The sequence below is a fragment of the Terrilactibacillus laevilacticus genome (genome assembly GCF_006517395.1).
Lineage (GTDB): Bacteria > Bacillota > Bacilli > Bacillales > Sporolactobacillaceae > Terrilactibacillus > Terrilactibacillus laevilacticus.
On record NZ_VDCY01000001.1, the window covers coordinates 481,365 to 503,776 of the forward strand.

Here is a 22,412-nt window from a genome sequence, read left to right on the forward strand (position 1 = left end):
GATATACAAAAATAATTAGAATTCAATTTTGATATAAATTTGATGAAGAATTTATATAGTTTGTGTTAAACTGTAAGTGTTCCTTATTTTCAGATGAAAGGATGAAATTCATTGTCTCAAACTATTAAGCAACCCGCTATTGAACAACTATCGATTGACACCATTAGAACATTGTCTATCGATGCTATTGAAAAAGCTAACTCTGGGCACCCAGGAATGCCGCTTGGTGCAGCACCAATGGCATATACGCTATGGTCAAAAGTTATGAAGCATAGCCCTAAAAACCCAAATTGGTTTAACCGTGATCGTTTTGTCTTATCAGCTGGACACGGTTCGATGCTACTTTATAGCTTACTTCATTTATTTGAATATGGTCTTACAATCGAAGACTTAAAGAATTTCCGCCAATGGGGCAGTAAAACGCCTGGACACCCTGAATATGGACATACAGCCGGTGTCGATGCAACAACAGGCCCTCTTGGTCAAGGGATTGCTATGGCAGTTGGTATGGCTATGGCTGAAGCACATTTAGGTGCAAAATATAATCGTGAAGGCTTTAACGTGGTTGATCACCATACATATGCTATTTGTGGTGATGGAGATCTTATGGAGGGTGTAGCTTCTGAAGCGGCATCTCTAGCTGGTCACCTTAAACTTGGAAAACTTGTTGTACTCTATGATTCTAATGATATTTCTCTAGATGGAGACTTAAATATGTCCTTCTCAGAAGATGTCATGAAGCGCTTCGAAGCATATGGATGGCAAGTTATTCGTGTTGAAGAAGGAAATGACATTCAAGCAATCAAAGAAGCATTAGACAAAGCCAATGCTAAAACAGATCAACCAACATTAATAGAAGTAAAAACAGTTATTGGTTTTGGTGCTCCTACTAAAAGTGGTAAAAATAGTTCACACGGATCTCCACTTGGTGAAAAAGAAGCTTTAGCTGCCAAAAAGAACTATGGCTGGGATTATGAACCTTTCTTTGTTCCTGAAGAAGTGAAACAACATTTCGAAAAATTCAAAGAAAAAGGTGCAGAATTAGAAGAAGATTGGAATAAACTATTCAATTCATTTAAAAGCGCTTTCCCAGAACTTGGCGAAGAACTTCAAAATGCGATTGATGGTAAATTACCAGATGGCTATCAATCTGAATTACCACAATATAAAGTTGGAGATAGCAAAGCTTCGCGTATTACTTCGAATGAAGTACTTAATGCACTTGCTGGTAAAATCCCACAACTATTTGGTGGTGCTGCGGACCTTGCCTCCTCAACTAAAACATTAATGGGCCAAGATGTTAACTATAGTTCATCGAATTATGAAGGTCGCAATATTTGGTTTGGTGTAAGAGAATTCGGAATGGCAGCCGCTGTTAATGGTATGGCACTTCATGGCGGTGTTCTTCCATACTCATCAACTTTCTTTGTTTTCTCTGACTATTTGAAACCAGCTGTTAGACTTTCGGCACTTATGGGATTACCACTCGTTTATGTATTTACACATGACAGTATTGCTGTTGGTGAAGATGGTCCTACACATGAACCAATTGAACAATTAGCTGGTTTGCGTGCGATTCCTAACTTAAGTGTTATCAGGCCAGCTGATGGCAACGAAACTCGAGAAGCATGGAAACTTGCTGTAGAAAGCACTGATCATCCTACTGCTCTTGTTTTGACTCGTCAAAACTTACCAACACTTGAAGGCATGGTTCAAGGAGCTACTGAAGGTGTGGCCAAAGGGGCTTATATCGTTTCTGAAGCTAAAAAAGAAGCGGAAGGTATTTTGATTGCAACAGGATCAGAGGTTTCAAAAGCTGTGGAAGCTCAACAGATTCTTGAGGAGGACAACATTTTTGTCAGAGTGGTTAGCTTGCCATCATGGGATCTATTTGATCGCCAATCGAAAGAATATAAAGATTCCATTCTTCCTCCAAACTTAACAAAACGTGTTGGTGTAGAAATGGCAGCATCACTTGGATGGCACAAATACATTGGACTCGAAGGAGATCTAGTTACAATTGATACATTTGGAGCTTCTGCAAACGGTGATAAAGTTCAAGAAGAATATGGCTTTACAGCAGAAAATATTGCTTCAAAAATGAAAAAATTATTTAACAAATAACTATTGAATAAGGATCTATCCAATTTGGATAGGTCTTTTTTTATTCTTTTGTTGATACTTATCAAATTCTAGACATTTAATATGCCTATTATCTTACATATAAAAAACCTAAGTACTAATAAGAATCTTTTTTATTCTTGCTTTAAAAAAGGTTTTTGAAAGACTTTTGAAACAAGGAAAAAATAATTTTCTACTAAGTACACAAATAGATGATATTCGACAAAACTAGTGCTGGCTTGTCCCTCGTTTAGACACTCATTGCAAATAAATTATATTATAATGGTCATAAATTAGAGTTGTATAACGGGGGTGGGTATATTTGAGACAATACATGATTTATTTAATTGAAGAAGAGATATCAAGGTATTATTTTGGAAAAGAACATAAATTATATGAATTTTTTCTTGAAGCAAAACAGGACCATCAACCAAGAATGAAACAGTTGATTCAAAAGCAAATGGATTATATTGTAAGACCAATTTCATATTCTGAGATTTCAAAAATTCTTCAACGTCATTGCCGTTGTCTTTCCCACGCAAATATGTTTTCGTTGAATTGTTCGAATGGTACAAGTTCTGCAAAATTAATGATTCAGGAAAAAGAAATTAAACTTTTGTCAAAAGGATACTATGACGCCGAAGCAACATTTCTAGAAATCCTTAGACAGTTTGATAAACACTTTTTTGCCATTGACTATGCAAGTCATCAATTTGGCTGGCTAAATCCAATCAAAGATGCATATTATATTACGCAATAAGTTAGAGGCGCTTCATGAGCGTCTTTTTTTCTTGATCGATAATTCAAATTATAAAGATAAAGACAGTTTATATGATACTCTTTAGGTAAAACATGGATAAAAAGGTTTGGAACTTAACTTCTTTATTATAAACATTCGATGAAGAGGTTGTACTTTTCTATTTCTTTATAGTACACTAATGAATGGATATTAACATAAGGAGGACAACTAACTCATGTGGTTATACTTAATAGTGGGCATTGTCGTTGGTCTCATCTTGGGCGTCATTCTCGGCTTCTTCCTTGCCCGTAAATATATGATGGATTATCTCAAAAAGAACCCACCCATTAATGAAAAAATGCTTCGCGTGATGATGTCTCAAATGGGACAAAACCCATCACAAAAGAAAATTAATCAAATGATGAAAGCTATAAATAATCAAATGAAATAAAAACGAACCCCTTTTTAAAAGGGGTTTTTATCTTTTTTGTATCTGATTAAAAAACTCCTTATAATAGACCTTTTTTTAAATAGAAGGATATCAAAGGGAAGATATGGGCCATTACAGTAGGTTAACCATCAATTCATATGGTATAGTGATTTATATTGTATAAAGAATGGCCCTTAAAGATCAAGTCTAGAAGGTGATTGAATGCTTGTTGAAATATTAAGTTTATGTATCGGCGTATTATTCGCAGTTTCTGTCATTATGGTTCGATTAAAGGCATCGACAAGACCGACAAATGCGAAAAAAATATTGTTGCCTCCGATCTTTATGTCGACTGGCGCTTTGATGTTTCTTGTTCCAGCTTGCAGAGTGAGTTGGAAAGAAGCCATAATAGCATTTATGATAGGTATGTTATTCTCCATTCTATTAATAAAAACATCTTCATTTGAATGGCAAAATAATCAAGTCTATTTAAAAAGATCCAAGGCCTTTATATTTATCTTATTAGGTCTCCTAATCATACGGACAATCATGAAGATTATGGTGGAAAAGAGTGTAAATCTTCCTCAAACGAGTGGTTTGTTTTTTATTCTTGCATTTGGAATGATCTTACCATGGCGGATCGTTATGTATATTATGTACAGACATTTCATTAATGAAAAAAAGACATTCGTCAACTAATTTTGGAGATAATAACAAAAACATCTCGCTATTATTGATATTCAGCGGGATGTTTTTGTTTATTATTTTGATTTAATGTAAGACATTCCTTAATAACTTAGGCATTCTGACTTCTACTAATGGCCTCATAAATGTCCTTACCGGACGACTTGCGAGAATATAACAAAGAAGAATGGATCCGATAAACAAAACAGAATAAGAGTAAATGTTTTGTATTTTTTCATACAAAGGTAAGAGGGCAGCGATTTTTATAAAAAAGCCATGGAGTAAATAGATATATAACGTTTTTTCGCCTAATGTTGTAAATGACCAATGTTGTGAAGGAATAAGGGCTAAAAATGAAAATGTCGTGAGTAAGGTTAATGCATAGAGTGAGAGTCTGATGAATCCCCCTAACCAACTTGAAACGCCTAAACTTTGATAAGATGATGAATTGAGCAGCCAGGGCTGAATATCATCTGGAAAAAAGAAATAACTGATTGAAAAAATGACAATTAAGACAATTAAAGAAGGATATTTAATTTTAGGCTTTTTTAGAATTTTAAAATGCTCTTTCTTCAGAAGATATCCCAAATAAAATAGGGGGAAAAAAGCAAATGTACGGGAAAAACTCAAAAACGTTCCGATTTCATTAAGATAACCTGCGAATATCCCGATAAGTACGGCCAATGGAAAACCATAAACGCCAAACCTCGAAAAAAGCGGAAGTATTAACTGCCAACTAAGTAAGCTAATAAGAAACCATAATGTCCAATGAGGTGATAATAAATCAAAAGAAAATTGATCTTCGTACCCAGTAATATAGTAAAAACCTGAGTAAATCACTTGAAAGATTAAATAGGGAATGATGGTTTTTTTTATTAACTTTTTATGATAACCAGGTTTATTAAATCTTTTTGAAAAATAACCAGAAATTAAAATAAAAGCGGGCATATGAAAGATAAAGATAAATGTATAAATGGTTGAGATAATATGAGTATCTGATTTTAGAGACGTGATGCTGTGTCCAAAAACGACTAACAGAATTAAGATAAATTTTGCATTATCAAAGTAATTGTCTCTAACTTTAGACATGTTGATCCTCCTTTTGCACCTTATACATATAATTTTCGGGAATATGGTTTTTCTTTGGCTACTGAAAAGAAACTGTTAAACGAATGAAATATTTTGGAAATAACAACTTATCTAGTAGGTTTCTTAAAATTATTTTAATAGAAACATTTCCGATAATAGAATACGCCTCTTTATGAACAATTTCTACTATCTGGTCCATTATTAATCCCTCGTTTTATTCTCATTAATCATAAAAAACCGTATTGTAATGAAAAGCTATAATTATAGATGTATAGACAACCATACATAACGCTGATATAATATAACAAAAAGGAGCGAATCGAAATGGCGATTGTATCAGGATGTTCAATTTATTCAGATCAAAATTGGATTAAGCGAGGAAGTATAAAAGTTGATCGCGAAAAAATCGTTAATATATCAAGCAATCGGAAGATAGAAGATGCGCGAGAAGAGGTATACCATTTTCCCGATACATACAAATGTTTACCGGGAATGATTGATATTCATATTCATGGCGTTGCGGGAGCGGATACGATGGATGCAACGCCTGAAACATTCACTATGATGTCTCATAGTCTTCCGAAAGAGGGTACAACAAGTTTCCTAGCAACCACAATAACCCAATCAAAAGAGGCAATTGAAAAAGCCCTTTCTGCGGTTAATTTATACATGCAGAATCAGCAATCTGGTATGGCAGAGATTCTTGGTGTACATTTGGAGGGACCCTTTATCAACCCTAAAAGAGCAGGGGCTCAACCCATCGAATATATAAGAAACGCCGAGATCAAGCTATTTGAAAAATGGCAAAATCTTGCAGGTGGGAATATTAAAATTGTGACCCTCGCGCCTGAGGTAGGCGATAACCTTCATTTTATCAAGTATTTAACCAAGCATGATGTTGTCACCTCAATTGGACATTCAGATGGGACATTTGATGATATAAACAAAGCGGTTCTTGCAGGAGCGACGCAAGTCACGCATTTATACAATGGCATGAAAGGGTTGCATCACCGAGAGCCAGGTGTCCTCGGATCAGCTTTTATTTTTCCTGAACTCTATACAGAGCTAATTTGTGATGGGTATCATGTCTCAAAAGAAATGGTCAATTTCGCTTATCAAATCAAAGGTAAAGAAAAAATCATTTTAATTACGGATGCCATGAGAGCAAAGTGTTTGAAAAATGGTGTATATGATTTGGGAGGACAAGACGTCTATGTTAAAGATGGAATGGCTAAAACAGTCCATGGAACTCTTGCTGGAAGTCTTTTGAAAATGAAGGATTCAATTCAAAATATGTTGATGTTTACTGATGCCAAATTAGAAGATATTGTTCAAATGGGAGCGATTAATCCAGCAAAGCAGTGCGGAGTTTATGAAAAGAAAGGATCACTCGAGATAGGAAAAGATGCTGATTTAATTGTCCTTAATGAGAAAAACGAACACATTTTTACGATGTGTAGAGGAAAAGTAGCTTATGATCGAAGGGAGAAGTCATCATTATGAAACTAATTCAAGTCAAAGATAAAGACGAAATGAGCCGTTTGGGTGCAAAACATATTATTCATCGTGTGAAGAATCATCCTAAGCTAGTTTTAGGCTTGGCCACGGGAGGGACTCCTTTAGGGACGTATCATTATTTAGTAGAAGAGTATAATAAAAAACGAATTTCATACCAAGAGATGACGACGGTAAATTTAGATGAATACGTTGGGTTGACGCAGAAACATCCTAATAGTTATCATACGTATATGGAGGAAACCCTGTTTAAATTTATCGATGTTCCAGTAAACAAGACTCATATACCTAATGGAAGTGCAGAGCATTTGGATAAAGAATGCCAAGCATATGATACTCTAATTCAATCACTAGGCGGGATCGATTTGCAATTACTTGGTATAGGAGAAAACGGTCACATTGGATTTAATGAACCGGGAACCTCATTTGACCAAAGAACCCATATCATTCAATTGACTGAATCGACTCGCATGGCCAATGCTAGATATTTTTCTAAATTAGAAGATGTCCCCAAGTATGCGATCACAATGGGGATATTAACGATATGTGAGAGTAGAGAAATTGTATTATTAGTTTCAGGAGAGAATAAAGCGGAGGCACTAGATCAATTATTGAGACAGGAAAAAGAGGATGAAGCGTTCCCTGCTTCGGCTTTGATTCACCATCCCAATTTAACCATTTATGCAGATGAGTCAGCACTTACTCTATATAAAAGTAAAAAGATAGGATAGAGGCGTTTTTATGATTGACAAGCAATCACCTATTCCGATCTATTATCAGATTGAAGAATATATAAAAAAAATGATTGAAAATAAAACATTTAACCCGGGAGAAGCTATTCCTTCTGAAAGAGAATTCACTGAGATGTTTGAAGTCTCACGAATGACAATACGGCAAGCTTTGTCAAATTTGGTCAATCAAGGAATATTGGTAAGAAAAAAAGGAAAAGGAACATTTATTTCTGAAGGTAAGATTGAACAACCCTTAAAAGGATTAACGGGTTTTTCAGAAGAAATGGAAAAGAGAGGGCTTGTACCATCTAGTCAATTACTTGAGTTCAAGATTTTACCGGTTCCTGAGTCTATGACAAAACGGTTAAAGATGGGTCCGAATCAGAAAGTATATGAAATAAAACGGATTCGTTATGCAGATCAAATCCCTATGGCCATAGAAACAGCTTATGTTTCTTGTGATATCATAAAGAATTTACACGAAGAAGATACGTTACAATCATTCTATGCCTATTTAGAAAAACAAGGATTGAAAATAGGTCATGCTAGTCAAACATTAGAGGCTTCATTGGTTACAAAAGAGGATGCAAAGTTACTGGATGTTCCTGAACAATCTCCCGTTCTCTTAATCGAACGTTTGACATTTCTTTCCGATCATCGGCCATTGGAACTAGTTGAATCCATTTTTAGAGCAGACCGATATAAGTTTGTTATCGATATACAACGCCAAGATTAATCTAATTATTTAACGTATCCCTCTAGCCCTTTAGGTACGAGTACTAAAGGGCATTTACATGTTTTTTATCTTATTTTTATATCAAGATCAGGTTAGATGACTATATCATAAAAAATATCAATAGATAATGATCTGATAGTTCAATTTTACTTATCTTTCTGAATGAATTATCATAATTATAGATTAAATATGGCAAAAGAGATCGAAGACTAGGGGTGAAGAGATGGAGATAACCATGGATAATAAGAAAAAAGATATTTTTCAAGCCCGGGATCATTTCATTAGTAGTGGAAAAAAATATAGCTATTATAAGCTATCATCATTAAATAAGTATGGTGAGATTAAGAAATTACCGTATTCTATCAAGGTCCTATTAGAATCCGTATTAAGACAATATGATGGAAAAGTGATAAAAAAAGAACATGTTGAAAATTTGGCGAAATGGGGAACAGCGAATTTAGATAAATCAATTGATGTACCGTTCAACCCTGCTCGAATTATTCTTCAAGATTTTACTGGTGTTCCCGTCGTCGTAGATCTTGCATCTTTAAGAAAAGCGATGGCAGATCTAGGTGGAGACCCGGATAAGATTAACCCAGAAAAGCCGGTGGATTTGGTTGTGGATCATTCGGTTCAAGTTGATCGATTTGCTTCAAACGATGCTTTGAAGTTTAATATGGAAAGAGAGTTTCAACGTAATGGCGAGCGTTACAAATTTCTAAAATGGGCTCAACAATCGTTTGAAAATTATCGTGCCGTTCCACCAGCTACTGGTATCGTGCATCAAGTGAACCTTGAGTATCTGGCATCGGGTGTTCTTCAAACGGAGGAATCTGACGGTTCTCGTATGGCCTTTCCTGACACTCTCGTTGGAACAGACTCCCATACAACCATGATTAACGGATTGGGTGTATTAGGCTGGGGAGTTGGTGGAATTGAAGCAGAAGCCGGAATGCTTGGTCAACCTTCCTATTTCCCTGTACCGGACGTTATTGGTGTTCGCCTAACAGGTACGCTCCCTGATGGTACAACAGCGACAGATTTAGCCTTGAAGGTAACAGAAATGCTTCGAGAAGAAAAAGTCGTCGGTAAATTTGTTGAATTTTTCGGTCCGAGCATGTCTCAAATGTCTCTAGCTGACCGTGCAACGATTTCAAACATGTCGCCAGAAAATGGGGCAACAGCGACTTTTTTCCCAATTGATACTGAAACGATTAATTATTTGAAATTAACGGGTCGAAGCGATGAGCTAGTTCAATTAGTTGAGGATTATTGTAAGCAAAATGGCCTTTTTTATACTCCGGAAATGGAAATCCCTAATTACACGAAAGTGATTGAACTTGATTTATCAACGATAGAACCGGCACTAGCTGGTCCTAAACGTCCACAAGATCGGATCCCACTATCCAATATGAAAGACGAATTTAATCAGTCATTAACTCGTGAAGCAGGAAATCATGGCTTTGGCTTAGATGAGGATGAGATCAATAAATCAACGACTATAACTTTATCTGATGGTGAAAAAATTGAGCTGAAAACAGGCGCAGTGGTGATCGCTGCCATTACAAGTTGTACAAATACCTCAAATCCAAGTGTTATGCTTGGCGCAGGATTAGTCGCTAAAAAAGCAGTTGAAAGAGGTTTGAAAGTACCGAGTTATGTCAAAACCAGTTTAGCACCAGGATCTAAAGTCGTCACCGATTACTTAGATGATGCGGGGTTAACTCCTTATCTTGAACAATTAGGGTTTAATACAGTAGGTTACGGATGTACGACATGTATTGGAAACTCTGGCCCCCTCCCAGAAGTGATCGAACAAGCGATTAAAGATCATGATCTTACGGTATCTTCCGTTTTATCTGGAAACCGAAACTTCGAAGGACGTATTCATCAATTAGTAAAAGCAAATTATCTGGCTTCTCCACCTTTAGTGGTAGCTTATGCCTTAGCCGGTTCTGTTAATTTTGATCTCGTAAACGATTCATTTGGAAAGGATCAAGAAGGAAATGATGTCTTTTTCAAAGATCTTTGGCCAACAAGAGATGAGATTTCTGCATTATTAACTCAATCAGTAAATCCTGACATGTTTAAGAAAGAATATTCGCGTGTTTTTGAGGAAAATAAACGTTGGAATGACATTTTAACAACTGAAGGCCAATTATATGAATGGGACGCTGATTCAACCTATATTCAGAATCCACCTTTCTTTGAGAATCTATCTAAAGAACCAAGCAAAATTCAATCATTAAAGAACTTAAGAGTCATTGGAAAATTTGGTGATTCCGTCACAACCGATCACATTTCACCAGCTGGAGCTATTGCCAAAAATAGTCCTGCAGGTCAGTATCTATTAGCAAAAGGTGTCTCAACTCGAAATTTTAACTCTTATGGATCAAGACGTGGAAATCATGAAATTATGATGCGTGGTACATTTGCAAATGTGAGAATACGCAACCAGATTGCTCCTGGAACGGAAGGCGGATATACAACATATTGGCCAACAGGAGAAGTGATGTCTATTTACGATGCTGCTATGAAGTACAAAGAATCAGGAACAGGACTTGTAGTATTTGCAGGTAGTGATTATGGAATGGGAAGTTCAAGAGACTGGGCAGCAAAAGGTCCTAATCTCCTTGGTGTCAAAACCGTCATTGCAGAAAGCTACGAACGAATACACCGCAGTAACCTTGTTATGATGGGTATTTTACCGCTACAGTTCAAAGCAGGTGAAAATGCAGGGAGTCTTGGCTTAACGGGTGAGGAAATCATTGAGATCGATATTGATGAAAATATCAAACCAGGAAAAGAGGTCAACGTGACCGCCATTTCTGAAGGTAAGGAGAAAAAATTCTCAGTCATTGCTCGATTTGATAGTGATGTCGAAATCGATTACTACCGACACGGTGGGATATTACAAATGGTTTTAAGAAGAAAACTTGAAGATACAAAACATTAATATTTTTTTAAAGCTAATGTATATAAACTTGAACATTGGTTACAATAATTAGGGAAGAAGTCATTAAAGTTATTTAGACTTCGGATAATTTAGGGAGATGGTAGCGTTGGAAAAAATAGGATTTTTGACAATGTAACTTGCTTCGAAAGAGGTGTCTCCGAAAGATAATTGACCGAATGTCCTAGACAACTTCATTTATCTTCTTCATTAGGAGCTCTACCAATACGGTGGAGTTCCTATTTTTTTAATAAAATAACGTATATAAATCGTCATATTGGTTAGAATAGTGATTGAAGAAAGCTTGAGGTCTTAAAGTAGTCGGATTTGTTTCAGGGATCATTTCGTTGACTAAAACGGTATGTTTTACAATGGAATAAGGAAAACCTTTGAAAGAGGTGTCCCCAAAAAAACAATACCGAAGGCTTATAAACTAAAACTTCTTCGAAAAAGAGTTCCGTCCAAGCGGCGGAGCTCTTAATTTTTTATCTAATAATTTTTAAGTATAATTTTTAAAAAAATGGTTAAGTTATAAATAGGAGAAAGCCATTTAGTTTTTATATGGATTCGGTTATTTTTGGGAGTTGTTGCATATGAGAATGCAGCGAACCTGGGAAAAGGTGACTCTAATAAAGATAGTCCAATAATATAAAAACTTTATCCTTTTCTCCGTAAAGAGCTTTGTCTTAGGACAAAGCTCTTTTTCTCAAAATAAATGTTAGAATATATTGAAAAGATAATTTCGTTATGTTATATTTAAATAGTAAAATGATAGCGTTTACAAAACCTAGTAATTCAAAAAAGAGCCTTCTAAGCGAAAGCTCTTTACTCAAAGATTTAGGATAATTTTTCTTTAACATTGAAAAGAAAGTCAACAAGTGATTCTAGTCCTTTGTCAAAATTCTCTAAGTGAAAATGTTCGTTAGGTGCATGGAAGTTCTCTTCATCTAGACCAAAGCCCATGAGTACGGCAGGTAAACCGAGAGTGGTATTAAAAAGTTCGACAATGGGAACTGATCCGCCCATTCGAGCATATACTGGATCAACACCGTAAGAAGATTTAAGGGCATCACCCGCGGCTTCGATAGCTGGATGGTCATATGGCGTTAAAAATGGTTTTGCTTGATCATGCCATGTTATGGCTAATTTTACGCCAGTAGGCAAATGAGATTCTAAATGTTTTTGTAGCAGGGCAGCTATCTCTTTAGGTTCTTGATCCGGAACAAGGCGACAAGTGATTTTAGCATGGGCTTCAGAAGGAATAACAGTTTTAATTCCTTCACCTTCAAAACCGCCGTATAATCCATTTATTTCAAGTGTTGGCCTTGCCCAAATACGAGCAAGAGTTGGATAGCCTTCTTCACCGTACAAGGCATCAAGTTCCAATTGAGTTTTAAGGTCTTCATCCTGTGATAATTCCATACAAGTTTTCATCTCTTCTTCAGAGATAGGCTGAACAGCGTCGTAAAAACCGTCAACGGTGACTTGACCTTTATTGTTATGCATAGTTGAGAGCAATTCTGTTAAAGCATGAAGAGGATTCTGAACGGCGCCGCCATATATACCTGAATGAAGATCGTGACTTGGACCTTTTAATTCTATTTCAAATGCACACATGCCACGTAGACCATAACAAACAGTAGGTTTATTTTTACCTACCATTGTGGTATCGCTAACGAGTAAGACGTCTGAAGAAAGTAATTCCTGGTGATTTTCAACGAATCCATAAAGGTTTGGACTGCCAATTTCTTCTTCACCTTCAATACAGAACTTAACATTAACAGGGAGTTCACCATTTGTCTTTAATATGGCTTCAACCATTTTAATGTGCATAAACACTTGCCCTTTATCATCGCTTGCACCTCGGGCGAAAATTTTATTATCTTTTATAACGGGTTTAAACGGCTCTGAGTGCCACTTGTTTAACGGATCAACCGGTTGCACGTCATAATGGCCATATATAAGCACGGTTGGTTTACCATCTGCATGTAACCAGTCAGCATAAATGACAGGATGTCTTTTGGTTTCCATAATTTGAATGTTTTCCAAACCAGCTTCTTTTAATGAGTTTGATAACCACTTTGCGGCTGTTTTGATATCGTTGGCGTGTTCTGATTGGGCACTAATACTTGGGATAGAAAGAAAATCTTTTAGTTGATCTAAATGTACGCTTCGGTGATCTTTTAAATAGTTCTTGATAGAATTGGTCATGGTTTCTACTCCTCCATTTTAGATCTATTTGTGGGGATGATAAGTAGGGTCAAAAAAATGAATACCTAATTAAGGCTTTAACGAACGTTTTTTAATTATCTTAATACTGATATAAATGATGACGAGTAAAAGGACAACAAGCAAGATAATATGCATATAGGGTCCAGTCACATCTTTAATCTTATTCCAATTTTGACCTAATTTTTCACCTAGATAAACAAAAATAATGGCCCACGGAATTGTAGCTAGAATGGTAAATAACAAAAAAGTTTGAATAGACATTTTTGCAATACCAGCGGGAATTGAAATTGCTTGTCTCAAAACAGGGACAAAACGGGCAAAAAATACAACACCAGCACCATAGCGTTTAAACCATTGCTCTGTGATATCAATATGTTTGTTATGTATTAAAAAATATTTTCCATACTTATTTAAGAATGGTCTGCCACCGTAGTATCCGATGTAATAGAGTATCAGCTGCGCAACTGTCATGCCAATGATTGCTGCGATAACGGTGAAAGAAAAATTTAGATGTCCTAAAGACACCATAAAACCACCGTAAGCTAAAACAAGTTCACTTGGGATAATTTCAATAGCAAGGGCAAGAGCAACACCAAGATACCCAAGGCTTACAATAGCATTCAAAAGTTGAATGATCAAATGTGTCATGTTAAGTCCCTACTTTTCTAATTATTATTATACCCATTATAACTAACTTTTGATCATCATGGTATATTTTTGTCACTTGAAAGATAATTCTGAAAAATGAGAAGCGAAACGAAAGGATGAACGCATATGTCGTTATATCCTGAATTCACAACCCCACGTCTCAAGTTTCGTCAATTTAATATAAACGACGATATTGAACCTGTTTATCAACTTTTTTCTGATCCAGAAACGATGCGTTTCGATGGTGGAGAATTAATGGCAAGTCGTGATGAAGCTAGAGATTTAATTCAAGCTTTTTCTTCTTTTCAAGCACCAGCAGTCAGGTGGGCAGTGGTTTTACGTGAAAATAATCAATTCCTAGGATCTTGCGGGTATCATCATATAGATCACTACAATCAGAAAGCTGAACTTGGCGGAGAACTAATCAGACAATATTGGCGTCTTGGGTTTGCAAGGGAAGGATTATTTGAACTTCTTAGATTTGGGTTTGAAAGAATGAACTTCAATCGAATTGAAGCATGGATATCGCCGGAAAATAGAGCGGCAATTCGAACAATTAAGTGCGTGCCATTTCAAGAAGAAGGGTATCTTCGTCAGTGTCAACGTTGGGGTAATCACTTTGTAGATATGAAAATCTATAGTTTAATACGAAGAGATTGGGATATGTTTCATGAACAAATAAAATTTTCGGAACCTTTGTAATACTTTTTGCGTAAATGGGTATAACTATAACTAAATTACACAAGATGTCTAATCATCATCTTAAGTGTTCAAAACATAAAACTTAAAAAATATAAAGGCGGTTATGAATATGAAAAGAAAATTATCGTTTAAAGAACTTGTATCTCAGAATAAATCAGAAATTTTAAAAGATCAAGCCATTATAGAAAAAATCGAACAAAAAATTGATAAAAAACTTGGCTTACGATAATCACAAAAAAATGTAACATCAAAAAAACCACAGGGACACTTCTTCTTGTGGTTTTTTTGAGTTGATTAAAAGACATTTACTCACTTACCGAGCTATAGGGATTCTATTATTTAAATGAGTGCAAATGGCTATTTTATGATACAATATATGTCGAAAATTCGTTTTTTTATACGTGCTTGGAGGTTAGATTGTGAATCAAAAAAATAGAAAAGTTGAGGTTGTCCCATACACTAGAGATTGGGTCAAGCAATTTGAAAAAGAATCATTACGACTTAAGCAAGTATTATCTGACCTTTTAGTCAATATTCATCATGTTGGTAGCACAGCCATTCAAGGGATGTGGGCTAAACCAACTATAGATATGATGCTTGAGGTGAAAAATATCGATCAAGTAGACCTACACATGGATCAAATGACGTCCTTAGGCTATGAATCTCTTGGCGAGAATGGGATGAAAGGAAGACGCTATTTTAATAGACTAGCTGAGGATGGCGTAACACATCTAACCCATTTACACGTATTTGAACATGGCAGTGTATCAGCCATCCGCCATTTAGCATTTCGAGATTTTTTAAGAGCTCATGAAGAATTGGCAGACTTTTACGGTCAATTAAAAACAAAGTTGAGCACACAATTTCCATACGATATCGAAAGTTATATAGAAGGAAAAGAGGTTGCCATCAAAAAAATTGAGGAACAAGCGTTAATATGGTGGTATGAGAATTAATGAAGGAAGGGTTTTAAGATAAAAAAGACAATCATTTTGATATGTGGACTTATATGTATAATACTCGCAACTTTTTTTGTTATCAATCAACAGTTTCATCTATTAAATAAAGCTAAAGCTCTTGTTAATGTGCAACAAAAGACAAATAAACCCATTGAAAAGAAAACCCTTAACATCGTTGCTATTGGCGATTCATTAACTCAAGGTGTGGGTGACGAAAAAAACCATGGTTACGTGGGAGCAACCGTTGAGAAATTGAATCAATTAAAAACAGTTAGACGTGTCAACGTGGCTAACTTTGCACATAAAGGAGATAAAACGCAAGATCTTCTTATGGTCTTGAAAAAAGATCACGTACAAGATCAGTTAAAACAAGCTGACTGTATTTTCATGACGATTGGTGGAAATGATATTACTGGAGTTTTACGTACAAGGTTACTAAATTTAAAGGAACAAGATTTCAAAAACGAGCAAGTAGCGTACGTAGAAAGACTAAATACGATATTAAAAAAGATTAGGGAGTTGAACCCAAAAGCACCGATCTTTTTATTTGGGCTTTATAATCCCTTTGAAGACTATTTTGCAGATGTGAACAATCATTTTGTCCAAATACTCGGTGATTGGAATCATGAGACGGAATCGACCCTCGCTAAGTATTCAGACACCGTCTTTATTCCAACCTACAAAACATTTAAAGGGAAAGGTGATAAACTCCTTTTTGAGGATCATTTTCATCCCAATCATAAAGGATATGGTCTTTTATCTGATCTCTTATTTTTAAAAGTTAAAGAGGATTTTTCTTTGTAAGGCATGTATAATTAAAATAAACATGACCATCCTAAGACTTAATTCGCCATGTGTGCGAAGAGTAATAAAAAAAGGTGGGGTCATATGATGGCAGATAAAAAGAGACATTCCAGTCAACAAAATGGAAATCCAAAACCTTTAAGTGGGAATAAAAATGCTAAACAAAGACAAATGAAAAGACAAAAACATGGTGAAGGAAGTTAACTTTTTAAGCTTAAGCGAAAGCCTAGTTGGAATAAATTCCAACGGGCTTTCGCTTTTTTATGTATTGTCTGATTTAAAATGATCTGTATTATTTCTCTAAAAGGAGGGTTCATTTATACACTTACCATTTAAAATGTTATAATTCTAATTAATCAGTATACGAAACCAATTAGTCATTAAACAAGGGGATGAATATTAATGAGTACAATTCTTTATAATGATCAATTTGTACCTAGAAAAGAAGGAAAAGTCGACATTGAAGATAGGGGTTATCAATTTGGAGACGGGATATACGAAGTATTTCGCGTTTACCACGGGAAGGTTTTTCTTATGGAATGGCATTTAGATCGCCTTCAGCGAAGTATTAAGGAACTTTATTTAACACTTCCTTATCCAATCCAACAAATTGAGAAAAATATATATGCTCTTATAGAAAAAAATAGCCTCATTGAAGGCACCGTCTATCTTCAAATAACACGTGGAGCAACAAGTCGAAATCACTTATTTCCTACTAACACAAATCCCGTTCTTATTGCGTATACCACACATTTAAAAAGAGAAGAGGCGGTTGTTAAGGATGGAATTAAAGTAAGTCTATTAGATGATATCCGGTGGTTACGTTGTGACATTAAAACACTAAATTTACTTGGTAATGTACTAAATAAGGAAAAAGCACATCAAGAAGGTTCAAGCGAAGCGATTCAACATCGTGGCGATATTGTGACTGAAGGATGCACTTCGAATGTCTTTATCGTCAAAGAGGGCGTGTTAATCACTCATCAAGCCGATCACTTTATCCTAAATGGTATAACCCGTATGTACGTATTGGAATTAGCTACAAAGTTAGGCATTAAAATTGAAGAACGTCAGTATACGATCAACGAATGTCTCCAAGCAGATGAAGTTTTTATCACGAGTACTGGAGCAGAAGTGACACCTGTTATTCAAATTAAAGACCATCTCATAAATCAAGGAAAGCCTGGCCCGATTACCAAACAACTTTTTTCAGAATTTGAAAATGAAATTAAAAGAATGGAAAAAGTTTCTCAATAATGTTTTTTTAAATGTGAAAACACCTCTTTATCCGAAAAGAGGTGTTAATTATGGGGTATCAGCTAAAGTACGCCAAGTAAGAAGATCATTATCTTATGATAAATGATTATTTTGCGAGCTTTTTATTTGCTTGATCACTTTATCAGCCTGATCAATATCTTGTTCTGCTGTCTGAATAAGTGGGTCTTGATTGATCTTGCTTTGTGCTAATTCTTGTTTTGCTTTTTGGGTATATTGTTCTGTTTGATGAAACGCAAGATTATTTTGCATGGCTTCAGCTTGTGTGATTGAATTCATTGCATTTTGTAAATAGTTTTGTGCTTTCTTTAGTGATTTAAGGTGTTCTTTAGATTGGATTTGATCCGCTTCATTCATTTATAGTTCCTCCGTAACGTAGATTTTCACTTCTCTATTGTAGTTTTTCACCTTTTTAATAAATTTATGTTTAGGACTTGAATTACTCGCCTTAACGGCTAGTAAAGACCCCCACCCTCAAGGTAATAAGTGTAAACGAGCATTTTCTAGGTGGGAGTAACTGCCCGTAAAAGTCCGATTGGTTCAGACTGACAACCAGTGGGGGATGACACAGGCTAAAAACCAGGCGTCCTGTCGCAATGCCTGCACTAGCACATCCTGTATGTCGAAAAAACCCCCACTGATTGAAGTACGGCCTCATAAATAGTTGAAAAAATGACACAAATGAGTCATTCATTCAATTTCCATTGTGATAGGATGAGATAGGATAATTTAGTTAGTTGGTTTCGGAGGGTACAGAAATGATCGAAGTTATTGCTACAGCAGAATCTGTTAATCAGGCTAAGGCCTTGTTAACAGTAGGTATAGATACATTGTATGTCGGTCAAGATCAATTTGGTTTACGATTACCAAAGTCATTAACATTGGATGAGATTGAAGAAATCGTTCAGGAAGCACATAAGTTTCAAAAACGCCTTATTGTTGCTGTAAATGGTTTAATGCACAATCATCATATTGATGATGTTCCAGACTATTTAAGTAAACTGGATCAAATAGGCGTGGATGCCATCACAGTAGGTGATCCTGGTGTGATTATGACCCTTCAAGAACTAAACCTATCTTTACCTTTTATATATGATGCTCAGACGATGGTTACTTCAGCCGACCATATTTCTTTTTGGGTAAAAAGAGGCGCTATTGGAGCTGTGGCTGCGAGAGAGTTAACATTAATTGAACTTGAGAATATTCAAAATAATATTTCCGTTCCTTTAGAAGTTCAAGTTTATGGACCGACATGTATTCATCAATCCAAACGGCCCTTAGTATCAAATTATTTTAGATATTCACAAAAAAATGAAGCAACAAATAGAGAAAGAGGCTTGTTTTTATCTGAACCGAAAGATCCCGAAACGCAGTATCCTATCTATGAAGATCAAAATGGAACACACATTTATTCAACAGAGGACCTCTCGTTGATGCCTTATCTTGATCGGTGTGTCCAAAAAGGAATAACTACTTGGAAATTAGACGGTGTGCTTCTTCAAGGTGATCGATTTGTCCGTATTGCTCAATTATTTGTATCTGCAAAACAAGCGATTGAGTCAGGCGCCTACTCATCTGCTACATTTGAAACAAAACTTCATGAATTACAACCAACAAATCGACCACTTGGAGCAGGATTTTATTTAAAACAACCTGGAGACGTTCAGTAAGGAGTTAAGTAAGATGGGAGTAAAAATGAAAAAACCTGAAATTTTAGCACCAGCAGGGAACTTAGAAAAGTTGAAAATCGCCATTAGGTACGGGGCAGATGCTGTTTATATCGGTGGACAAGACTATGGACTACGTTCAAGAGCAGGAAATTTTGATTTTGATCAAATGCAAGAAGGGATTGCTTTTGCTCACGATCGTGATGCCAAAGTATATGTAGCGGCTAATATGGTCACCCATGAAGGCGATTCAAAAGGATCTGGAGAATTTTTCCGAACCTTAAGAGATATCGGTATTGATGCCGTCATCGTGTCTGATCCCGCTCTAATTGCGATATGTATGAGTGAAGCACCAGGTCTACCAGTGCACCTATCTACTCAATCTTCTGCCACAAATTATAAAACGTTAGAATTTTGGAAAAAGGAAGGATTAGAGAGGGTCGTATTGGCTCGTGAAGTCAATATGGAAGAAATTCGTGAAATCCGCCGAAAAACGGATGTTGAAATTGAAGCCTTCATTCACGGAGCAATGTGTATTTCTTACTCTGGTCGATGTGTCTTATCTAATCACATGTCAAATCGTGATGCCAATAGAGGAGGATGTGCTCAATCTTGTCGATGGAAATACGATTTGTTTGATATGGATGATGTAGCGACGAAGCATAGCCTAATTAAAGAAGGTGACGATCCTTTCTCAATGAGTGCTGTGGATTTAGCCATGATTCGCCATATACCAGATATTGTAAGCACGGGTATTGATAGTCTAAAAATAGAAGGGCGAATGAAATCGATACATTATGTATCAACCGTTGTTAATGTTTATCGAAAAGCGATTGATACGTATTGTTCTGATCCAGAAAATTATACTTTTGACCCTGCTTGGGAAGAAGAGTTATGGAAGACAGCTCAACGCGAATTAGCATCTGGCTTTTATTATCACATTCCAACAGAGAATGAACAAATCTTTGCCAAACCAAGAAAAATTCCTCAGTATACTTTTGCAGCGCAAGTCATTGATTATGACCCATCCACGAAAATGGCAACGCTACAACAAAGAAACAACTTTGGAGTGGGGGAAGCGGTTGAATTTTATGGACCGGGTTTGATTCATCATAAACAAGTTATTGAGGCTATTTGGGATGAAAATGGAAATGCTATTGATCGAGCTCCAAACGCCATGATGATCGTTAAAGTCAAAGTGGATCATCCTGTTGATCCTTACTATCTAATGAGAAAAAAAAGATAAAGAAAAAAGATAAAGATGTTGCTCTAATAGGGCAACATCTTTTTTGATTATTAATTATTTTGTGCGGCCAAAGCTTTACCAACTTTATTTAAGAGTTCCGGCATATCCATTCGATCCATCACAACCTCAATAAAGTGGAGTGTATCTGTATTTGCGATGGTGTTTTTTAAGGCATCAATCAGTTCTCCTTCGGTTGATACTTTTACTTGATTAGATTTTGCTCCTAAGACTGACGGTATTTCTGCATAATTCCACATCTGAATATCGTTATACACTTGTTTTTCCCCATGGATGGCACGTTCAACTGTATAACCATCATTGTTAAAAACAAAAATAATCGGCTTGATTTGCTGTCTCGCCATGGTTGATATTTCTTGGAACGTCAGTTGAAAGGCCCCGTCACCAATGAATAAAATATTTCTCCTTGTAGGATCGGCGAGTTGCGTACCTAGTAGAGCAGGTAATGTATAACCGATTGATCCCCACAATGGTTGACCAATAAAGGTTACGTGTTCTTTTAAAGGAATCGTGGATAATCCAAAATAGGCTGTGCCTTGGTCTGCGATAAGAACGTCATCTTTTTGAATAAATTGATGCATTAATTCCCAAAATCTTTCTTGTAAGATGGGCTGTTCAGGTTTTGCATAGAAAGAGGATAGATGTTTGTACTCATCTTGAGATAAAATAGGTTTTATATCTAAAGTCTCTGGACCACGTTTGGTTATTCGAGTTGATAGAGCCGTTAAAGCATCAACCATTTCGATGTTTTCCCAAGTATCATCTTGGTATCGAATTCCGTGAGGCATGATATGAATAACCTGCTGCTCAGAAAAGCCTTGTGAAAATCCACTTGTTATGGAATCGGTGAGTCTAACACCAATACAGATGATACAATCTGAAGAGTCGATGCGTTTTCTCAAATATGGAGTACTTGTTTTACCACTATAGACCCCGATATGTTGAGGATGATCCTCATCAAATACACCCTTACCCATACTTAAGGTAGCTACAGGGAAACCCGTTTTTTCAGCAAAAGTTTTTAAAGTTGAATAAGCATCGTAACGGTATACCTGATAATCAGCTAAGATGACGGGTGATGTTGCTTTTTCAATAACTGGTAATAAGTGTCTGATCAATTTATTTAATGTATTCGTATCAGTCTGAGGAAGATTTTCTAATAAAGCCGTTTTGGGCATTGTCGCTGGTTTAGAATGTATATCAACAGGTAAAGTAATATGGACAGGTTTCTTTTTCAGTACACACAGGCGTAGTACGCGATCTATTTCATCCGTAGCATTTTGTTCATTCAACGTCGTTTGAGCGACGCTTACTTCACTGAACATTCTTGAAAAGTGATGAAAGTCCCCGTCACCTAGTGTATGATGGACTAATTTTCCTGCATTTGATACAACAGTCGATGGAGCTCCCGTAATTTTGACAACAGGGACTTCTTCCGCATAGGATCCAGCAATTCCGTTTATTGCACTTAACTCACCAACACCAAAAGTTGTGACTAGAGCACTGATTCCGTGAATACGTGCATAACCATCAGCTGCATATGACGCATTTAATTCATTACAATTTCCGACCCATTCCAGTGCTGGGTGATCAACAATATCATCCAAAAATGATAAGTTATAGTCTCCTGGAACACCAAAGATATGTCTAATACCAAGCTCAGCTAAACGGTCGATTAAATACCGTCCGATTGTATATTCCACTCTATATCACTCCCAAGAAGAAATTAGAAATTAGGTCAATAAGATTGACTTATATGATTATTTTATATAAAAAACGAATTTAGGTCAATATACTTGACCTAAAAACCATCACTCAAATTATAGTTTATCGATTATCTTTTTTAATACTCGTGTTCGAAAT

General features: G+C 36.0%; 21 protein-coding genes. 16 read left to right on the forward strand and 5 right to left on the reverse strand.

The window, feature by feature from the left end:
* Nucleotides 1-111 precede the first annotated feature (111 nt).
* The 4 genes from tkt (at nt 112) to FG390_RS02160 (ending at nt 3,989) form a co-directional block, all read left to right on the forward strand.
* Nucleotides 112-2,124 carry a transketolase gene (gene tkt, locus FG390_RS02145; protein ID WP_246092625.1) on the forward strand — a complete coding sequence of 671 codons (2,013 nt, stop codon included), beginning with the start codon at nt 112-114 and terminating at the stop codon, nt 2,122-2,124.
* 319 nt (nt 2,125-2,443) lie between these two features.
* Entirely contained in the window at nt 2,444-2,881 is a 438-nt protein-coding gene (sirA, locus tag FG390_RS02150; protein ID WP_141189363.1) for a sporulation inhibitor of replication protein SirA, read from the forward strand.
* A gap of 214 nt (nt 2,882-3,095) precedes the next feature.
* A complete protein-coding gene (locus FG390_RS02155; protein ID WP_141189364.1) occupies nt 3,096-3,311 on the forward strand; it encodes a YneF family protein in 216 nt (71 codons plus the stop codon).
* A gap of 201 nt (nt 3,312-3,512) precedes the next feature.
* A complete protein-coding gene (locus FG390_RS02160) occupies nt 3,513-3,989 on the forward strand; it encodes a CcdC family protein (RefSeq protein ID WP_141189365.1) in 477 nt (158 codons plus the stop codon).
* 72 nt (nt 3,990-4,061) lie between these two features.
* Here the strand turns inward: FG390_RS02160 and FG390_RS02165 are convergent, their stop codons facing one another.
* Nucleotides 4,062-5,063 carry an acyltransferase family protein gene (locus tag FG390_RS02165; protein WP_141189366.1) on the reverse strand — a complete coding sequence of 334 codons (1,002 nt, stop codon included), beginning with the start codon at nt 5,061-5,063 and terminating at the stop codon, nt 4,062-4,064.
* A gap of 324 nt (nt 5,064-5,387) precedes the next feature.
* On the opposite strand from FG390_RS02165, the gene nagA reads away from it, so the two are divergent.
* The 4 genes from nagA (at nt 5,388) to acnA (ending at nt 11,001) form a co-directional block, all read left to right on the forward strand.
* On the forward strand, nt 5,388-6,566 hold the full coding sequence (gene nagA / locus FG390_RS02170; RefSeq protein ID WP_141189367.1) for an N-acetylglucosamine-6-phosphate deacetylase: 1,179 nt from the start codon (nt 5,388-5,390) through the stop codon (nt 6,564-6,566).
* Complete coding sequence (nagB, locus tag FG390_RS02175; protein WP_141189368.1) at nt 6,563-7,309, forward strand: glucosamine-6-phosphate deaminase; 747 nt, start codon at nt 6,563-6,565, stop codon at nt 7,307-7,309. Before nagA ends, nagB begins: the two co-directional genes overlap by 4 nt.
* A 10-nt stretch (nt 7,310-7,319) precedes the next feature.
* Nucleotides 7,320-8,045 carry a GntR family transcriptional regulator gene (locus FG390_RS02180; protein WP_141189369.1) on the forward strand — a complete coding sequence of 242 codons (726 nt, stop codon included), beginning with the start codon at nt 7,320-7,322 and terminating at the stop codon, nt 8,043-8,045.
* 223 nt (nt 8,046-8,268) lie between these two features.
* Nucleotides 8,269-11,001 carry an aconitate hydratase AcnA gene (gene acnA, locus FG390_RS02185; RefSeq protein ID WP_141189370.1) on the forward strand — a complete coding sequence of 911 codons (2,733 nt, stop codon included), beginning with the start codon at nt 8,269-8,271 and terminating at the stop codon, nt 10,999-11,001.
* 834 nt (nt 11,002-11,835) lie between these two features.
* On the opposite strand, the gene FG390_RS02190 is transcribed toward acnA, so the two are convergent.
* Both FG390_RS02190 and uptA read right to left on the reverse strand, forming a co-directional pair.
* Nucleotides 11,836-13,209 carry a dipeptidase gene (locus tag FG390_RS02190; protein ID WP_141189371.1) on the reverse strand — a complete coding sequence of 458 codons (1,374 nt, stop codon included), beginning with the start codon at nt 13,207-13,209 and terminating at the stop codon, nt 11,836-11,838.
* Nucleotides 13,210-13,278: 69 nt separating this feature from the next.
* Nucleotides 13,279-13,878 carry an undecaprenyl phosphate transporter UptA gene (gene uptA / locus FG390_RS02195; RefSeq protein WP_141189372.1) on the reverse strand — a complete coding sequence of 200 codons (600 nt, stop codon included), beginning with the start codon at nt 13,876-13,878 and terminating at the stop codon, nt 13,279-13,281.
* 126 nt (nt 13,879-14,004) lie between these two features.
* Between uptA and FG390_RS02200 the strand changes: the two genes are divergently transcribed.
* From FG390_RS02200 to dat, 6 genes are all read left to right on the forward strand, one after another.
* Nucleotides 14,005-14,580: a GNAT family N-acetyltransferase gene (locus tag FG390_RS02200; protein ID WP_141189373.1), complete on the forward strand. Its 576-nt coding sequence runs from the start codon at nt 14,005-14,007 to the stop codon at nt 14,578-14,580.
* A gap of 109 nt (nt 14,581-14,689) precedes the next feature.
* Nucleotides 14,690-14,809 carry an FbpB family small basic protein gene (locus FG390_RS02205; protein WP_309147163.1) on the forward strand — a complete coding sequence of 40 codons (120 nt, stop codon included), beginning with the start codon at nt 14,690-14,692 and terminating at the stop codon, nt 14,807-14,809.
* Between the two features lie 190 nt (nt 14,810-14,999).
* On the forward strand, nt 15,000-15,536 hold the full coding sequence (locus FG390_RS02210) for a GrpB family protein (protein ID WP_141189375.1): 537 nt from the start codon (nt 15,000-15,002) through the stop codon (nt 15,534-15,536).
* A gap of 36 nt (nt 15,537-15,572) precedes the next feature.
* On the forward strand, nt 15,573-16,343 hold the full coding sequence (locus tag FG390_RS02215; RefSeq protein ID WP_181406326.1) for an SGNH/GDSL hydrolase family protein: 771 nt from the start codon (nt 15,573-15,575) through the stop codon (nt 16,341-16,343).
* Nucleotides 16,344-16,427: 84 nt separating this feature from the next.
* Entirely contained in the window at nt 16,428-16,547 is a 120-nt protein-coding gene (locus FG390_RS02220; RefSeq protein WP_141189377.1) for a small acid-soluble spore protein P, read from the forward strand.
* Between the two features lie 198 nt (nt 16,548-16,745).
* Complete coding sequence (gene dat / locus FG390_RS02225) at nt 16,746-17,600, forward strand: D-amino-acid transaminase (RefSeq protein WP_141189378.1); 855 nt, start codon at nt 16,746-16,748, stop codon at nt 17,598-17,600.
* Between the two features lie 93 nt (nt 17,601-17,693).
* Here dat and FG390_RS02230 read toward each other — a convergent pair whose 3' ends face one another.
* Nucleotides 17,694-17,975, reverse strand: a complete 282-nt coding sequence (locus FG390_RS02230) for a hypothetical protein (RefSeq protein ID WP_141189379.1) — start codon at nt 17,973-17,975, stop codon at nt 17,694-17,696.
* Between the two features lie 404 nt (nt 17,976-18,379).
* Here FG390_RS02230 and FG390_RS02235 point away from each other — a divergent pair, with 404 nt between their 5' ends.
* Together FG390_RS02235 and FG390_RS02240 are read left to right on the forward strand one after the other, a co-directional pair.
* Nucleotides 18,380-19,288: a peptidase U32 family protein gene (locus FG390_RS02235; protein WP_246092641.1), complete on the forward strand. Its 909-nt coding sequence runs from the start codon at nt 18,380-18,382 to the stop codon at nt 19,286-19,288.
* A 13-nt stretch (nt 19,289-19,301) separates the two neighbouring features.
* Complete coding sequence (locus FG390_RS02240; protein ID WP_141189381.1) at nt 19,302-20,531, forward strand: peptidase U32 family protein; 1,230 nt, start codon at nt 19,302-19,304, stop codon at nt 20,529-20,531.
* A 50-nt stretch (nt 20,532-20,581) separates the two neighbouring features.
* On the opposite strand, the gene FG390_RS02245 is transcribed toward FG390_RS02240, so the two are convergent.
* Nucleotides 20,582-22,252, reverse strand: coding sequence for an alpha-keto acid decarboxylase family protein (locus FG390_RS02245; protein ID WP_141189382.1), 1,671 nt, complete (start codon nt 22,250-22,252; stop codon nt 20,582-20,584).
* Between the last annotated feature and the right edge of the window lie 160 nt (nt 22,253-22,412).

What these genes read in the sequence shown, in the direction of transcription:
- FG390_RS02155 (WP_141189364.1), top strand. Translation starts at nt 3,096, where the DNA reads ATGTGGTTATACTTAATAGTGGGCATTGTCGTTGGTCTCATCTTGGGC.
- FG390_RS02160 (WP_141189365.1), top strand. Translation starts at nt 3,513, where the DNA reads ATGCTTGTTGAAATATTAAGTTTATGTATCGGCGTATTATTCGCAGTT.
- FG390_RS02165 (WP_141189366.1), bottom strand. Translation starts at nt 5,063, where the DNA reads ATGTCTAAAGTTAGAGACAATTACTTTGATAATGCAAAATTTATCTTA.
- nagA (WP_141189367.1), top strand. Translation starts at nt 5,388, where the DNA reads ATGGCGATTGTATCAGGATGTTCAATTTATTCAGATCAAAATTGGATT.
- nagB (WP_141189368.1), top strand. Translation starts at nt 6,563, where the DNA reads ATGAAACTAATTCAAGTCAAAGATAAAGACGAAATGAGCCGTTTGGGT.
- FG390_RS02180 (WP_141189369.1), top strand. Translation starts at nt 7,320, where the DNA reads ATGATTGACAAGCAATCACCTATTCCGATCTATTATCAGATTGAAGAA.
- acnA (WP_141189370.1), top strand. Translation starts at nt 8,269, where the DNA reads ATGGAGATAACCATGGATAATAAGAAAAAAGATATTTTTCAAGCCCGG.
- FG390_RS02190 (WP_141189371.1), bottom strand. Translation starts at nt 13,209, where the DNA reads ATGACCAATTCTATCAAGAACTATTTAAAAGATCACCGAAGCGTACAT.
- uptA (WP_141189372.1), bottom strand. Translation starts at nt 13,878, where the DNA reads ATGACACATTTGATCATTCAACTTTTGAATGCTATTGTAAGCCTTGGG.
- FG390_RS02200 (WP_141189373.1), top strand. Translation starts at nt 14,005, where the DNA reads ATGTCGTTATATCCTGAATTCACAACCCCACGTCTCAAGTTTCGTCAA.
- FG390_RS02205 (WP_309147163.1), top strand. Translation starts at nt 14,690, where the DNA reads ATGAAAAGAAAATTATCGTTTAAAGAACTTGTATCTCAGAATAAATCA.
- FG390_RS02220 (WP_141189377.1), top strand. Translation starts at nt 16,428, where the DNA reads ATGATGGCAGATAAAAAGAGACATTCCAGTCAACAAAATGGAAATCCA.
- dat (WP_141189378.1), top strand. Translation starts at nt 16,746, where the DNA reads ATGAGTACAATTCTTTATAATGATCAATTTGTACCTAGAAAAGAAGGA.
- FG390_RS02230 (WP_141189379.1), bottom strand. Translation starts at nt 17,975, where the DNA reads ATGAATGAAGCGGATCAAATCCAATCTAAAGAACACCTTAAATCACTA.
- FG390_RS02240 (WP_141189381.1), top strand. Translation starts at nt 19,302, where the DNA reads ATGGGAGTAAAAATGAAAAAACCTGAAATTTTAGCACCAGCAGGGAAC.